The 16,479-nt window shown below is 41.9% G+C and carries 12 protein-coding genes and 1 tRNA gene; 8 read left to right on the plus strand and 5 right to left on the minus strand.

The window, feature by feature from the left end:
• Positions 1–47: 47 nt before the first annotated feature.
• Positions 48–1,523, minus strand: a complete 1,476-nt coding sequence (locus GXP67_RS06505) for a M14 family metallopeptidase (RefSeq protein ID WP_232065004.1) — start codon at positions 1,521–1,523, stop codon at positions 48–50.
• 160 nt (positions 1,524–1,683) lie between these two features.
• Here GXP67_RS06505 and GXP67_RS06510 point away from each other — a divergent pair, with 160 nt between their 5' ends.
• The gene (locus GXP67_RS06510) at positions 1,684–3,012 is read left to right on the plus strand and encodes a D-alanyl-D-alanine carboxypeptidase/D-alanyl-D-alanine-endopeptidase (RefSeq protein ID WP_197901652.1); all 1,329 of its coding nucleotides are present in this window, start codon (positions 1,684–1,686) and stop codon (positions 3,010–3,012) included.
• Positions 3,013–3,189: 177 nt separating this feature from the next.
• Positions 3,190–3,873: a beta/alpha barrel domain-containing protein gene (locus GXP67_RS06515; RefSeq protein WP_162442393.1), complete on the plus strand. Its 684-nt coding sequence runs from the start codon at positions 3,190–3,192 to the stop codon at positions 3,871–3,873.
• Positions 3,874–3,913: 40 nt separating this feature from the next.
• Here the strand turns inward: GXP67_RS06515 and GXP67_RS06520 are convergent, their stop codons facing one another.
• A complete protein-coding gene (locus tag GXP67_RS06520; protein WP_162442394.1) occupies positions 3,914–4,447 on the minus strand; it encodes a hypothetical protein in 534 nt (177 codons plus the stop codon).
• Positions 4,448–4,454: 7 nt separating this feature from the next.
• Positions 4,455–5,696, minus strand: a complete 1,242-nt coding sequence (locus tag GXP67_RS06525) for a protoporphyrinogen/coproporphyrinogen oxidase (protein WP_162442395.1) — start codon at positions 5,694–5,696, stop codon at positions 4,455–4,457.
• A 272-nt stretch (positions 5,697–5,968) separates the two neighbouring features.
• On the opposite strand from GXP67_RS06525, the gene GXP67_RS06530 reads away from it, so the two are divergent.
• The 4 genes from GXP67_RS06530 to GXP67_RS06545 all read left to right on the plus strand — a co-directional run bounded on the left by GXP67_RS06530 (position 5,969) and on the right by GXP67_RS06545 (position 13,824).
• Positions 5,969–8,935: a SusC/RagA family TonB-linked outer membrane protein gene (locus GXP67_RS06530; protein ID WP_162442396.1), complete on the plus strand. Its 2,967-nt coding sequence runs from the start codon at positions 5,969–5,971 to the stop codon at positions 8,933–8,935.
• A gap of 12 nt (positions 8,936–8,947) precedes the next feature.
• A complete protein-coding gene (locus GXP67_RS06535) occupies positions 8,948–10,450 on the plus strand; it encodes a RagB/SusD family nutrient uptake outer membrane protein (protein WP_162442397.1) in 1,503 nt (500 codons plus the stop codon).
• A gap of 63 nt (positions 10,451–10,513) precedes the next feature.
• Positions 10,514–11,770, plus strand: coding sequence for a LamG-like jellyroll fold domain-containing protein (locus tag GXP67_RS06540; RefSeq protein WP_162442398.1), 1,257 nt, complete (start codon positions 10,514–10,516; stop codon positions 11,768–11,770).
• 71 nt (positions 11,771–11,841) lie between these two features.
• Positions 11,842–13,824 (plus strand): glucoamylase family protein, encoded by a 1,983-nt coding sequence (locus GXP67_RS06545; RefSeq protein WP_162442399.1) that lies wholly within the window; start codon positions 11,842–11,844, stop codon positions 13,822–13,824.
• A 36-nt stretch (positions 13,825–13,860) separates the two neighbouring features.
• On the opposite strand, the gene GXP67_RS06550 is transcribed toward GXP67_RS06545, so the two are convergent.
• Positions 13,861–14,205, minus strand: coding sequence for a winged helix-turn-helix transcriptional regulator (locus tag GXP67_RS06550; protein WP_162442400.1), 345 nt, complete (start codon positions 14,203–14,205; stop codon positions 13,861–13,863).
• Positions 14,206–14,317: 112 nt separating this feature from the next.
• On the opposite strand from GXP67_RS06550, the gene GXP67_RS06555 reads away from it, so the two are divergent.
• Positions 14,318–15,205, plus strand: coding sequence for an NAD(P)H-binding protein (locus GXP67_RS06555; protein ID WP_162442401.1), 888 nt, complete (start codon positions 14,318–14,320; stop codon positions 15,203–15,205).
• Between the two features lie 51 nt (positions 15,206–15,256).
• Here the strand turns inward: GXP67_RS06555 and GXP67_RS06560 are convergent, their stop codons facing one another.
• Positions 15,257–15,955 (minus strand): adenylate/guanylate cyclase domain-containing protein, encoded by a 699-nt coding sequence (locus tag GXP67_RS06560; RefSeq protein WP_162442402.1) that lies wholly within the window; start codon positions 15,953–15,955, stop codon positions 15,257–15,259.
• Positions 15,956–16,363: 408 nt separating this feature from the next.
• Between GXP67_RS06560 and GXP67_RS06565 the strand changes: the two genes are divergently transcribed.
• Positions 16,364–16,437 (plus strand) — tRNA-Arg (locus GXP67_RS06565).
• Positions 16,438–16,479: the final 42 nt, after the last annotated feature.

Consider the following 16,479-nt stretch of genomic DNA (forward strand, 5'->3'; position numbering starts at 1 on the left):
TATTGCCCTCAAACCGAACGAAATAAAGATATTACACCATTCCAGACTTAGTTTACCAGCGCATTTAACACTTCATTTTTATCCTGCTGCAGATCATAAATAAATCCATTAATAATCGCATAACGCACCTGTCCATCCTGTTCCAGTACAAAGTTGGCACTCCGGCTTAATATTACCTCATGGTTGCGTGTATTCTTGCCGGTAATAATATTAATGGGCAAAGCCGTAAACTGGTCAGCAGGCATATAATTCTTAATTTTCACCGTTGTAAATCCCTTTTGCAATATTTCTTTTATATTCATCGATTGCAGGGTGCGTACATTCTTAATCACTTCCGGATATATTTTTCCGGGAATCAGGCGCATGCCTGAAGCATCCAGTTCCTGGTAGCCATACCGCACCGACATATCTCCAATCTCTTCAATGCTGCTCCGGTAGAAAAAGTTGGTATAAGGAGCCATGTTCACTTCGTACCTGTCAATACCAATATCTAATCTGTAAGGCTTTCCTTCTCTTTCTGTCTCTGCATTCCGGATCAACAGATCAAACAAATATCTTTCGTTCTCAGGAATTTTGTAATAGTTGGCTATTTTTTCGGAAGTATAAGTTTGTTGCCCAATAGCCTTAAGGGCATTTAATAGGGCCACAAAATTAAGTTTGCGGATATACTGCTTTTCTGTGTCATTTTTATAACCACCCGATTCTATCAATACGGTACTCGTGCCCCATTTCTGAATATTATCGCCAAATGCCCTGGGTTCATGCTCATCTGAATATTTTGCCACCTGGCCTGGAATATAATTCTGCAGTAAGCGGTTCATATATACAATCAGTTTCATAGCCTTGGTACGCACTTCATTTTCAGATTTGGCATAATCGTAGGGCGGGGCCAGAAAAGAAACAGTAGCAGGCTTGCTTGTTTTTCCGGCTGTATACCTGGTATTCTGATCATGCAGGTTGAATCCGAAGTCAGGTTTCAAGCTATCTCTTACGCTTTTCAATATTCTCGATTCCGGCGATTGAAGGCTCACCGCATCCCGGTTTAAATCTATATCCAGGGCATTGCGGCGCTTGTATACTTCAGCACCATCCGGATTGAGCATGGGAATAAAATACAAGGTTGTGTTCCTGAGTAAATCATCCCGTACCTTATCACCAGACGTAGAATCAGCCAGATACTTGAAAATATCCAGCAGGGCCATCGTTGCCGTAGGCTCATCTCCATGCATCTGCGACCATAAGAGTACTTTTGTTTTTCCCGAACCTGCTTTTACCAGAAAAATATCCCGGTTCTGAAACGATTCGCCCACTTTTTTTACTTCGAACAAAGGATTGGTTTTCAAACTATCCAGAATCCGTACAATATCTGTATGTTTAAAGCGGCGGTGCGTGATGGATTTTTCCAGGTATTTTTCATGCAGGGAATAAAATATATCCTTGGCCGGCTTTATGTCCTCAACCAAAGCAAGCTGATGCACAGGCGTTTCGTGGGCACGTCCGCTCTCACAGGAAATTAATGTCATAAGCAACAGAAATTTGATATACCGCATACACGATAGTTTTACAAAATCAGTCAGGTATTGAAATTATCCAATAATTTAATAATTTTCTAGGAAATACTTCTGGAGCTACCTAAGCAGGCTGGCAAGATTAGTTAATTTTCTCATATCAACTCCGCAAACCGTGATTATATCTTACTTCTTCCGGAAAAATCTTGTATATACTTTATTCTGCATCCTATTAGCTGCCTGTACTGCCACAAAGCAACAGATCCGGCCGCTACAGATACAGAAGATGGTCTCAGAATCACAAATATTCTCTAGCCATTTTACCGGATTTGCCTTATATGACCCGGAATTAAAGAAAATGATTGCCCAGCACAACGCAGCACAATATTTTACGCCTGCTTCCAATACAAAAATATTTACTTTTTATACTTCCTTACACATGCTGGGCGATTCTGTTCCGGGCTTGCACTACACAGTCCGGAACGATTCGCTTTTTTTCCAGGGAACAGGCGACCCTTCATTTCTGCACCCTGACCTGAAAAACACGACTGTATACGATTTTTTAAACAGCCGGACAGAAAAATTATTTTATATACCGGCATACTATAAAGGCTATCACTATGGTCCCGGATGGGCTTGGGATGATTACAATGATTATTATTCAGCAGAAAAATCCGCTTTTCCGGTGTATGGAAATATTGTCCGTTTCCAGGTAGATAAGCAAGGAAAATGGCACACCTTTCCGCGTTCTTTTACAAAAATGGTGAGCCGAAATACAGTTATTCCAGCTCCCGATTCCATTTTTCACCGGCTTCCCGAACATAATTGGTTCAGCTATTACCCTGAAACGTTTATCAAAGCCTTTACCCAGGATGTTCCTTTCCGCCAAAGTGATTTTCTAGTTTTACAATTACTCAGCGATACTTTACATAACCCTGTACTGCTTCAAAGCCAGCCGCTAACCGGACAGAAAAACATCTTATACAGCATTCGGGCGGATTCTTTGTACAAACGCCTGATGCAGGAAAGTGATAATTTTATTGCAGAACAACTGCTCTTATTGTGTTCCTCTACAATTTCAGATACGCTCAATACGGAAAAAGCCATTTCTTATGCAACAAACCACTTGCTGGATTTGCCCGATAAACCCATCTGGAAAGATGGCTCCGGCCTCACCAGATATAATCTTTTTACACCAAGGAGTATAATTAAAATCCTGGAAAAACTCTATACAGAAGTTCCCAGGCAACGTTTATTTAATATTTTCCCGGCTGGCGGCCAGTCAGGAACCATAAAAAAATGGTATGCTTCTGACAACGGACAGCCTTATATTTTTGCCAAAACCGGCACCTTATCTAATGTACATTGCCTGAGCGGCTACCTGGTTACAAAAAAAGGGAAAACCCTGATATTTAGCTTTATGCACAACAATTATGTGGTGGATATAGACGAAGTGAGAAAAGAAATGCAGAAAGTGTTAAAGGAATTATATATGAGGTACTAAATGTGCCCGCATTCTATTTTACAACCGATCACAGTCTATTAAGCTATTGTTAATTTATTTCCTCAGCAACAGATTACTTCGTTTCTGAAAATAGAAAGCTTATCTTCGAAGGGAAAAGATACCAGGAGAATGTGCGTTGTGTAAGGAAATGCTCTGTCGCCAGCTAAAAAATTTTATATGCAAAAACCAGCCCGTAAACCTGTTCCGGAATTTAAAGGCAACCTGAGAAGCAATATTATCCGGGTTCCGGAATCCATCAGTTCCTGTAGTGGCATTATTATTCTGGGAAAATGCATCAAATCTTTGTTGTTTAGCACCGACGTCGCCATTATCCGCAATACCAATGCCGACGCCATCATTGCGGTGTATCCTTTTACTCCACAGCCCATTATCAGTCACGCACTTATTCTGGCTTCCGACAAACCTATTTTTTGCGGCATTGGCGGCGGACTTACGACCGGCAAACGTTCACTGGAAATTGCCCTGGATGCTGAATTTCAGGGAGCATTGGGTGTCGTACTGAATAAACCGGCGCCTAATGATCTGATCGAAAAACTGAAGCGGAAACTGGAAATTCCCGTGATTGTAACTGTGGTGTCTACTGATGAGGATATACAAGGCCGGATTAATGCTGGTGTAGACATTTTTAATGTATCTGGTGCTGCCCAGACAGAAACTATTGTGCAGAAAATCCGGCAGATCAACCCTGATTTTCCTATTATTGCTACTGGTGGGAAGGATGATGAAAGTATCAACAGAACTATTACCGCTGGTGCCAATGCCATTACCTATACACCTCCATCTACTGGTGAATTGTTCAAAACCATTATGAACAAGTACCGCCAGGGAGGAAGTTATTGAAGGCTATTCAGTGGAGAAATATAATAAAAACAAGTATTACTTAAACTGTTTTTATTATACACTGAAACTTACCTTGATATTCAAATACTTTCCGATTGATTGTCTTTATAGGCTTTGACTTCAAATCAATATATCCAACTATTCCTTTCTCATTTTGTAAGTTGATATAATTGATATTTAACCTTGTCTTCGAAGTACGATAGATTACTTCATACTGTTCGTTAGCAAACTCTGCAATATCAGAATAATGAACAAAGGAGGATGTAAAGTGATCTTTGTATACTTTTAATGAAACTCCTATACCTCCTTCTGATCTATAGGAAATCCATATAGTAATGGTATCATTCTTTTCACTACAATTACAATAATCAAGTTTTGACCACTTATTTTTCTTTTCAATAATATTTGCTTTTGAAAATGACCAAGCCAAGCGTTCATCCTCGGGTAAAAGATATGCTCGCTTCTCAATTTTCCAATCTAGAGGAGAAAGCTTTTGTGAGAAATCAATCTTTTGGCCTGATACTGGAAGCACAACGACAGATAATAACAAAACAACAATAAATAATTTTCTCATAATATATCTATCTTCCCGAAGCAGCTATCGACTCAGCAACCTGTCTTCCGGTAGCCATCGCTCCGTTTAGCGAAGGATAGGCCATATAATCCCCACAAATAAAGGTAGTATCATTCCATTTCAGATTCTTTTTTGCTGGTTCGCTGGCTGGAAAAGCAGGTAATGCCTGCGGAAGACTATATGTCTTTAGATGCTGCCAGGAGAGTACCTCATTTCCATACCACGCTACTAGTTCTTCTTTCACTTTCTCTACGAGTTGAGCCTCTGTAAACGAATGTTTCTTCACTATACTTACTGAAATCAGTGCTTTACCTGATGGAGCGTACGCAGGAGCAATATCGCTGGGCACACACAAATTATTAATCAAACCTTGTTCCTCACTATTAATCACCAGCATATCTGTATCTAAAGGCGAACGGTTTGCCGAAAAATAAATACAGGAAGTAGCATTAAAAACAGGCTGTATTTTGTTGCCAAGCAAGCCTGCAGAAGCCAATTCATCCACCGCTACCACAAGGTTTCTGGCCTGTATCTGCTCTCCGCTGATAAGTTCAACCGTACTGCCATTAATATGTTTCACAGGGGTATTGGTCCGGATGCTGTTTGCAGGTAAACTGGCCGCCAGTTGCCTGGGAATTTCCTGTATGCCTCCTGCCGGAAGTACGGCATCGCTTGCAGCAAACTGTTTAAATACAAACCGGAAGAAGTTGCTGGACGTATTGAGTTCTCTTTCCAGGAAAACACCGCCGAAAAATGGTTTGAAGAAACTGTCAATCATCTTTTCGCTCCAGCCATAGCTTTTCAGAAAATCAAGGGTACTGGTCGCTTTCTGAGCAAATATTTCATCTTCCTGTAAGTCTTTCAATTCCTGGGTAAGCTGTAAAATCCTGAATTTATCTGGCAGCGAACCTACCGGCGAAAACAAAGCAGAAAAGGCCAGAAACGGTTCTTTCAGCGGATTAACCAGCTTCACAAAACGCTTATTCTGCCGGATAATTGCTCCCGAACGGAAAGCTTTTAAATCTAGCGAATCATAGTTGAGAATATGTTTCGCCTCCGGATATGAAGTAAGAAAGACCTGAAATCCTTTGTCCAGTAAAAATCCATCTATCTTGTCTGTCCATATTCTACCGCCCACATCTGCACTGGATTCAATGAGAATAAAAGGAATTTGTTTTTTGTGTAAGTAATGTGCACAGGTAAGCCCTGCTACACCTGCACCAATAATAACGACCGGATAAGACTCCATGAATCAGCTAATCAAGCAGTAGGTTAGGTAAAATAGGTGCACGAATATACTGTATTTTTCTTATACTCCTTCTGACTGATGGCAGCTTCGTAAAATCAAATTTGAATACCGGTTCTTTTATAAATAATGTGCGAAAAAATGTTACTTTTGCTGGAAACCACGTTAAATAGAATGCGCATAATGCTGTTTTCTCCCGGTTTTGAAAAAAATAGATAAATCGATAGATAAGGCATTGCAAGCAATCTGAAAACCTAAATTTTAACTGAAGGCATATGCGGAAAAGTACACTCCTTTTTGTTCTTATCTTATGCTGTATTTCGGCAGCTTTCTCCCAGAAACGCCAGCTCACCGGGAAAGTAATTTCAGCAGACGACCATTCCCCTTTGCCGGGCGTTAGCATCATTATTCAAGGTACTACCAGGGGAACGGCTACAGATGGAAATGGCGAATACACCCTGGAACTAGAGTCTGCACAAACATCTACAGATAATATACTTGTGTATTCCTACCTGGGATACAAACCACAAACCGTTGTTGTAGCCAATCAGTCGGTGATTAACATTACGCTAGATCCGGAAGTAACCACCCTGGCCGATGTAGTGGTAATTGGTTATGGTACCCAGCGAAAGAGTGACCTTACTGGTTCTGTGGCATCGGTAAGAGGCGCTGATCTTACCAAAATTCCTTCTTCGTCGCCTATGCAGGCTTTACAGGGAAAAGTGGCTGGCGTACAAATTACCAGTGGTTCCGGCGCTCCGGGTTCTAATCCGGTGGTACGAATCAGAGGAGTAGGTACTTTTAATAATAATGATCCTATTTACGTAGTAGACGGTGTTATTCTGGATGATATTTCTTTCATTAACAGTGCCGACATTGAATCAATGGAGGTGCTCAAAGATGCGTCGGCTACCGCCATTTATGGAGCCAGAGGCGCCAACGGTGTTATCATTGTTACGACCAAAAGAGGGGTTTTAGGGGAAGAGAAACCAGTGATAAGTGTTTCTGCTGAGTATAGCTTGCAACAGATAGCCAAAAAAATTGACCTGCTCAACGGGCGGGAATTTGCCATTATTGCCAATGAAATTGCACCTGGTTCTTATAATAATGTAGATGCCGTAAATAATACCGACTGGCAGGATGAAATATTCCGGACGGCTCCTATTCAAAACTATCAGGTATCTGTCAGTGGCGCTTCGCAAAAAGTGCAGTATTACACCGGCCTGAGTTATTTCCGGCAGGATGGTATTATTGCAAAGTCCAATTTTGAAAGGCTTACCATTAAGCTTAACAATACATTTCACTTGTCGAAGCAGCTGCGTTTTGGCAATAATCTGGCTTTTTCTCCTACCTGGAAGCAGAATACCAATGAAAATGCAGTGTTTGTAGCCTACCGGGCACAACCGGTAATTGCTCCCTTCAGGTCAGATGGCTCCTATTCGGAGGTTCCCAATGTAGGCAATCCGCTGGCTAATATCGAATACAACGATAACTTCGACCGGGGAATGCGTACAGTAGGTAATTTGTTCGGGGAATGGGATTTTATGCCAGGTTTTAAGCTCAGAACCAGTGCCGGTGTAGATTTAAACAATACGAAGAACCGTAACTTTATTCCGGCTTTTAATGTATCCCCTCAACAGTTCAATGAGATCAATGATCTATATATCACCAATTCGCAGTTCCGCACCTTTCTCTGGGAAAATACCCTCAATTATTTCCGGGAATTCGGCAATAGCCGGATAGATGCACTGGCCGGGTATACTATGCAATATACCGATTCTGAGATATTTAGTGCCAGGGGAGAAAACATTGCCCGCCCCAGCGAGAGTTTCTGGTATCTGAATCCTAATAACCTCAATCCCAATAGCATTTCTAACCGGGTAGACGACAACCAGTTCTATTCGATGATCTCTTACTTATTTAGGGTCAATTATTCATTTGGAAACCGTTATCTGCTAACCGCTACTTTCCGGCGGGATGGTTCTTCTAAATTCACCGAGAAAAACCGGTATGGTAATTTCCCTGCCTTTGCGGCAGGGTGGAATATCAGCAATGAAGCGTTTATGCAGAGCCAGGATCTGATTACTAACCTGAAACTGAAAGCCAGCTGGGGTATGATCGGGAATGAAAAGATCAATTATCTGGCACAATATTCTACTGCCAAGCAAGGATTTAACGGAGTTTTTGGAACCGGCGAAGTTTTGTTTCCCGGCACCACCTACGACCGTACCGGCAATCCGGATTTAAAATGGGAAAGCACCACTCAAACAGATATTGGCCTGGAAATAGGCTTATTCCAGAACCGCCTTACCGCTGAAGTAGATTATTTCAATAAACTCACCACCGATATTCTAATTGATCTGCCTGTACCGGCACACCTGGGTAACGGACAGGGAGCAACGGTTCCTTTTAATGCCGCCGATGTACTCAACCGGGGTTTTGAATTTAACCTGGCCTGGAGCAGCGAAATCCGTGATTTTAAATACCGCCTGGGTGCCGTTGGAACAACTATTCATAATGAGGTAAAGGCTATTAATAACACGAATGGCTACCAGCCTAATGCCGCAGGTACTACCAGAAGTATAGCCGGAAGACCACTGGGTTCTTTTTATGGATATAAAGTAGAAGGCGTTTTTCAGAATGAAGCCGAACTCAATTCCTTGCCACGGAATGTGCAATCTGGCGTGGGAGATCTACGCTATGCTGATCTGAGTGGTGATGGTCAGATTACGGAAGCCGACCGTACCTATATTGGTTCTCCCATTCCTAAATTTATATATGGCTTTAATGCAGAAGTATCTTACAAAGGATTAGCTCTTTCCCTGGATTTTAACGGACAAACCGGCAATGACATTCTGAACCAGAAAGAAACCACCCGCCCTGACCCATATAATTTTGAAACACGTGTGCTTAACCGCTGGACCGGGGCAGGCACTAGCACTACTAATCCCAGATCCTCATTTGGCGGAGTAAATTACCTGATTTCCGATAGATATATTCAGGATGGGTCTTACCTGCGCCTGCGGAATGTAACGCTCACCTATAATTTGCCGGAAGTAATTACTCAACGCTTCAGATCTACCAAAGCGCAGGTATATGTACGGGGCACCAATGTGTTTACCAGTTCTAAGTTTACCGGCTATTCCCCAGAGGTGGGTGGAGGCCCTCTGGACAACGGCATTGATACTGGTATCTATCCGCTTTCCAGAATATATTCTGCTGGTCTGAACATTAATTTTTAATCTTTCCTTGCCATGAAAAAATACATTCATCGATATACCACTTTATTTACCTGTTCCCTGGCGCTGCTGATGCTGGTTTCCTGCGAAGATTTTCTGGAAAGAGAGCCACAGGGATTATTAACCCAGGAAATTTTCCCCACTACTCCTGACGATGCCCTGCAAGCTACCAATGCCATTTATAACATCCTGCGCAGGGAAAATTACAATATGGGCCTATTTCCTATCCTAGATATTATGTCAGATGATGCTGTTAAAGGCTCCACTCCTTTTGATGCTGCGCCAACAGTAGGCCCTTATGAAACGTTTACATTCACGCCCTCTCAGGATGGGCTTGGCCGCTGGTGGGCTACTTTATATGAAGGTGTCAAACGGGCAAATGTAGTCATTGAAAAAGTACCTGCCATCAATATGGACGAAACTCTGAAGAACCGGTATATCGCTGAGGCCAGGTTTTTAAGGGGCATATTTTATTTTGATTTAGTAAGGGCATGGGGCGGTGTTCCCAAGGTAACGAGCACGATTCCACCGGTTCAGTTGCCGAGGGTTACAGCAGGAGATATTTATCTTTTAATTGAAGAAGATCTGCTATTTGCAGCAGCCAATCTGCCCGAAAAAAGTGAACAGAACACCACGCAATATGGACGGGCGACGAAAGGAGCTGCCAGAGGTTATCTGGCTAAAATGTATTTGTTTCAGAACAAGTTTGATAAAGCCGAACAATATGCTCTGGAAGTGATTAATTCTGGTCAGTATGCCCTGGAAGCGGATTTCGATAATGCTAATTCCATCACTGGTGAATTTGGCGTAGAATCTATTTTTGAGGTAGGCGCTGTTGGTAAAGAAGGATTGGAAAATGGCGGAAATCAGTATGCCAATGTACAAGGGGTGAGGGGAACGCCCAACCGGGGATGGGGTTTTAACCGCCCCTCGTTGAACCTCCAGAGCAGCTTTGAACCCAATGACCCCAGATTACAATCAACTGTAATTTATTTAGGCGAAGTACTCGATGGTATTACTATTGCCGGCAGCGGCGATACACCAGATGTTACCTATTCCCCAGGTTCTTCTACCGACATTATTGAAATCGAATGCTATAACCAGAAAGTATGGACTCCCGGCCAGAATGTAGATACCCAGCACGACCATAACCGGCGGCTGCTCCGTTATGCCGATGTGTTACTGATGGCTGCTGAGGCCCTGAATGAGAATGGAAAAACAGCCCAGGCACTGCCATACCTCAACCAGGTACGTGCCCGTGCCAGAGAAGGCAATGCAGGCATTTTGCCGGATATAGCAGAAACCAACAAAGATCTGCTCAGGGATCTGATTTTAAAAGAACGGAGAGTAGAACTAGCGCTTGAAAATCACCGCTTCTGGGATCTGGTGCGCACCGGCAAAGCAGCCCAGGTATTAGGCCCCTTGGGTTTTCAGGCTGGCAAACATGAATTGCTCCCTATTCCACAAACCGAGCGTGATCTGGCGGGCGAAATTTTAGAGCAAAACCCTAATTATTAACAATTTACAATTTTCAAAACTCATATACTTATTTAATTTCATCAATCCAAATCTATTTCAATTATGAAAAGTATGTTTAAACTATTTGCTTTTGCTGTACTTATGGTAAGTATGGTGACTATAAATTCCTGTAAAAAAGATGAAGATGATCCACCTTTTGCCATATCCTCCTTAAAAGCCGGTGATATAGATTTGAATGGAGCCAATTCGGCTACAGGTGTTCTGGCTAATTCTCCCATTACAGCTACCTTTACCGGCAATGTAGATCCTACCTCCACCGTTCAACTTCAGCGGGATTATGATGATGCCAACCTGAATGTAACTGTTACTGCTTCCGGCAATACCCTCACTATTGATCCGGCTGAAGATTTTGGTGGTGGCACATTATATATACTTTCGCTGAATGGCATAAAATCTCAGAAAGGAGAAGTATTAACCGTCGTGGATAGAAGTTTTACTACCGAAGGTAGTTTTGTACCGGTTGGCCAGATTGCCTACTGGAATTTCGAAGACAATGCCAATGATGTAGTAGGTGCTTACGATCCGGCAGCAGCAGATATAGTAGCAGTAACCTATGTAGCCGGCAGAAAAGCCGGAGCTGGCAAAGCCGCAGAGTTTAACGGAGACAATAGTATTATTGAAGTACCCAATGGTCCTGAACTGATGAATACGAATAACTTTACTTTAAGCTTCTGGGTAAAAACAAACTCTAGTGGTCATGTGAATGAGACTGATAATCCTACCGGACATTTTGTAATGGGTTTGGGTGCTTCCAGAGGTTTTCAATTTGAGATAGATGGTGGGTACAACTCATGTAAACTGGCGGCTCAGTATGATTTAGGCAATGGTGCTACTGCATCAGAAGACTTATGGTTCCCTGGCGACGGAAAAGATGCCAATAATGGTGGCTGGCAAGGATGGGATTTTGTAAAAGACCTCACATCAACTGGTGGTGTACCGGTATTATTGAAAGATAAATGGGCACATATTGTATGCACCTATGATGCAGCTACTAAAAAAGGCTCTATGTACATTAACGGTGAGAAAATGAAAGGCCAGGACTTTAATCTCTGGCCTGCTGGAGAGCCTAAACGTGGTGTTACAGGGTTAAAATATGCAGGAACAGCTCCGGAAGTAGGTAATAAGCTCGCTTTTGGCTTTATTTATGACCGTTCCAGTACATGGTATAGCGCCACTCCCTGGGGCAATTATAATGTTCCGACAGCCAATCATTTTAAAGGGCAACTGGATGATGTACGTATCTTTCATGAAGCTTTAACAGCCCAGGAAGTTAAGCTTGTGTATGATTCTGAAAAATAATTGTCACCCCTGTTATCCTATAGAAGGGTTTCCACAAATGTGCGGAACCCTTCTTTTTAATTTTCTTACGAATGCATAAATTTATCCTGCTTTCTCTAGTATTTGTTTGCCTCTTTTCCTGTAAGAAAGAGGAGGAACCAGTTGTAGCTGACAAGCTTCTGCAATTATCCAGCATCCGGGTAGGCACCTACAATCTCGATCTGCATGATAAAGAAAAAAATAAGCAAGCCCCGGTTGAGAGTCCTGTTGTCATTAGTTTTTCAGCACCACTTGATACCAGCACTGTACGGTCATCGGTTACACTTCTGAAAGGAACTGAGGCTGTTTCTATGCAATTTTTTTACCTCGATACTAACAAAGCCATTTCTGCACAGTCTCTTCAGGCACTGGATAATAATACAGCCTATCGTCTTGTTATTGCCAATACCATCCGTGGAAAAGAAGGAGAAAAGTATCCGGGCATAGAGGTAGAATTTACAACTCAAAAAGGAGCATTAACCATAACATCTTTCACTATAGGCGATCAGAATGCCTTGGGAACCAACCGCATTCAAAACATAAACCGCAACCTGCAAATAGAAGTTGGATTTTCTCACCTGGTTGATCCGCAAACCATCACCAATGACAATATTAAAGTAGTAAGTGCCGGAGGTCCAAGTGCTGCCCTTACTTTTGGTATCGGAGATGATGGCAAAACACTCACCATTAGTAGCCAGGAACCACTTGAGCATTTTACTAAGTATACTTTATTTTTCTTATCCCTTCTACAGGGAACAGACGGGGAAGTATTTACGGCTATCAACCGGGATTTTTATACAGCTGTAGATATTGCACCTAAGTTTCCTCTGCTATCCGATGATGCACTTCTTACTTTGATTCAGGAAAAAACCTTTACCTATTTCTGGGATTTTGCACATCCGGTAAGTGGCATGGCCCGCGAAAGAGACAATTCTGGGGATATTGTAACTACTGGCGGCTCAGGCTTTGGATTGATGGCCATTCTGGTAGGTATTGAACGGAACTTTATCAGCCGTACGGAAGGCATTGAAGGGCTAACAAGAATTGTCAACTTCCTCAAAACTGCTGACCGTTTTCATGGTGCCTGGCCACACTGGATGAATGGCAGTACCGGTAAAGTAGTTCCTTTTAGTGCAAATGATGATGGAGGCGATCTGGTAGAAACTTCTTTTCTGGTACAAGGCTTACTCACCGTACGTCAATACCTCAATCCAGCCGATGCTGTAGAATTACAACTTGCCCAACAGATTACTACACTATGGGAAGAAGTAGAATGGGACTGGTATACCAGAGGCGGAAAAGATGTGTTATACTGGCATTGGTCGCCAAGAGTAGAATGGGCCATGAACTTTGAATTGCGTGGCTACAATGAAGCCTTGATCACTTATGTACTGGCTGCCTCCTCTCCTACCCATCCTATTACGACTTCGGTATATCAGAACGGCTGGGCGCAAAATTCGCATTTCTCAAACGGAAAAAGTTTTTACGGCATCCGCCTACCTTTAGGCTTCGATTATGGCGGACCTTTATTTTTTGCGCATTATTCTTTTCTGGGTTTAGATCCCCGGAAACTCCAGGATACCTATGCCAATTACTGGGAACAAAATGTGAATCATACTTTAATCAACCGGGCTCATGCCTTGCAAAATCCTGGTAATTTTGTTGGCTATGGTCCGCAAAACTGGGGCTTTACCGCCAGTGATAACCAGGATGGCTATTCGGCACATTCGCCTACCAATGACCTAGGCGTAATTACACCTACAGCAGCTATTTCATCGCTGCCGTATACACCGGAGTATTCCATGGAAGCCATACGCTTTTTCTATTATAACATTGGAGATAAAACATGGGGGCCTTATGGATTTTATGATGCCTTTAATGTAACCAGGGGCTGGTTTGGAAAATCATATCTGGCCATTGACCAGGGGCCTATGATAGCCATGATTGAGAATTACCGGTCAGCCTTATTGTGGAATACATTTATGTCGGCACCAGAGGTGAAGGCTGGTCTTACTAAACTCAACTTCACTTATTAATCCTGATAAATAAGTAGTTCCTGAAATGTGTATAGCCTAATTCAATTGTAGTTCTTCCTCTCTAATATAAGCCAATCCCCATTCTTTCATCATATTGACTATAGGCAGCAGAGATTTACCTTTCCGGGTCAGAAAATACTCTACTCTGGGCGGAATTTCTGCATAAATTTTCCGCTCAATAATACCATCTGCTTCCAGTTCTCTGAGCTGAGAGGTAAGCATTTGTTTGCTGATTCCCTTAAGCATCATCGACATTTTTCCAAAGCGGTTAATATCATTGCTGATCAGGTACATAATTAGTAGCTTCCACTTGCCGCCTATAATTTCCATAGTGGCCGTTACCGGGCACCGCTCAATGCTTTTATAATTTATTTTTTCCATCTATCTGATAATCAATATTAGTATGATTTAAATAACTACTTCTTTTTTTTGTTACTACTTACATTATGCAGACCAATTTAGTAGATTTGGCCCATAAACAAAAATCAATTATATGAAAAAGTATATCATCACCGGTTCTTTAGGAAACATTAGCCGGCACCTTGTAGAAGGCCTTGTTAAAAATGGCAAAGAGGTAACCGTTATTACCAGTAAAGCGGATAAAGTGGCAGAAATTGAAAATCTTGGAGCAAAAGCCCTGGTTGGGGACCTGAATGATGCTGCCTTTCTGAAAAATGCCTTTAAAGATGCAGAAGTCGCCTATACCATGATTCCGCCCATCTGGCAGACTACTGACTGGAGAAAATCTATGAACCAGGTTGCAGACAGCTATATTGCAGCGCTTACCGGAAGTAATGTACAATACATTGTGAACCTGAGTAGTATTGGTGCACACATGGGGAATGGTGCCGGCCCGGTAGATGGTTTACACGATTTTGAACAAAAACTTAATAAGCTGCAAGGTATACATATTAAACACCTACGTCCTTCTTATTTTTATTATAATTTTCTAAGTCTGATTCCGATGGTAAAAAATGCAGGTATCATAGGAAGCAATTTCGGAGGAAATGAAAAAGTGCTTTTAGTACATCCGGCCGATATTGCCAAAGCCGCCTTAGAAGAACTGTTAAGTTTAAATTTTACAGGCTCTTCTATCCGGTATATTGCCAGCGACGAAAGAAGCGGAAAAGAAATTGCCCAGGTACTGGGTACTGCCATTGGTAAAGAAGACCTCAACTGGATAGAATTTACTGATGAACAACAATACCAGGGATTGTTAGGAGCAGGCCTGCCTGAAGCGATTGCCAAAGAATATACGACAATGGGACATGCGATGAGAACTGGCACGATGCAGGCAGATTTCCATCAACATGAGCCTCAGTTCAGTCATACCAAACTGGAGAATTTTGCCCAGGAATTTGCTGAGGCATATCATGCATAATAGTAGTAAATAGTCAGTAGTTTTACCCGTTGACTACTGACTATTCTCTTTTCAGGAAGCTACTTTTAGAGCTGGTTTCTGAAATAGTGATGCTGAATAAGAATTACCCAACAGATATATTTCTACTTTTTCCTGAATTCCTTTTAACGCAACTTGCCGTGCCACCAGCATGGGAGGATTGTGCAATAACCGGTATGCTTGCCTGGAAACAATAAAGTTATTATCAAGCGTTTTGGTAACTTCTTGTAACCTGGCAGCTACATTTACTGAATATCCCATTACCGTCATATTATTCTTCACCCCCAGGCCTAATTTTCCTACCACAGCCTTCCCTACATGTAAGCCAATGCCCACCTGAAAATGGTGCTGAAAATAAGGACCAAAATAACGTTGGTTCGCTTTTTCCAGTTGGTCAAGCAATGAAAAACCTGATTCCACTGCTGAAGAAGCAGCTTCTGCAAGCGACTTATTAAGTCCAAAAACAGCATATAATCCATCTCCGGCTGTTTCTACAATAGTTCCCCCGTTAGCAATAATGGCTTTACGGAAAATTTTAAATAAACGCTGCATGGCATGCATCACCTGCAAAGCCGGTCGGGAAGCAATAAAAGGAGTAAAGTCTCTGATATCCAGGAAGAAAAAAGCGAGTTCCTGCTCTTGTAGCCTGGCTGGCTGCAAGGTTGTGGAATGATGCGCCTGTACAGGCCAGATGGCCATTTGGTTTTTCATTTCTTTAGTTGCTTGTCTCATGGCAGAGAGGTTTGGTTACTACAAAATAACCATAGCCACTGACAACCCTATGTCAGTGCATGACACAATAAAGCTAACATTTTTAATAGAAATTAGGATGACAAAATATTATTTTAATCTATTGTTTGTCAGCACTTTAAAAATACAAATAGCAGAGTTATTCAACAATAAACCGTATGCTTCTTTTAGCTATTTATTATGATATTGAAAACAGCTGTTTTCAATATCATAATATTGCATCAGTGTGGTTGTGACTAAAGAAAGAGAGATAACAAATGTGTGATATTTCTATTTATAATTAGCAACAGAGGGCAGATTTTATATTTAAATATTTGGTCTATTTTAAACTATTTCATTTCTTTGCAGTCGCATTTGCTAAAAGCTAATTGCGTTATTCTTGTAAAATTTGGTTCCGTAGCTCAGCTGGATAGAGCAACTGCCTTCTAAGCAGTAGGTCTTTGGTTCGAATCCAAACGGAATCACCTCTAAAACCGCTTAATTTTACAAATTAAGCGGTTTTTTGT

The organism is Rhodocytophaga rosea (assembly GCF_010119975.1).
GTDB lineage: Bacteria > Bacteroidota > Bacteroidia > Cytophagales > 172606-1 > Rhodocytophaga > Rhodocytophaga rosea.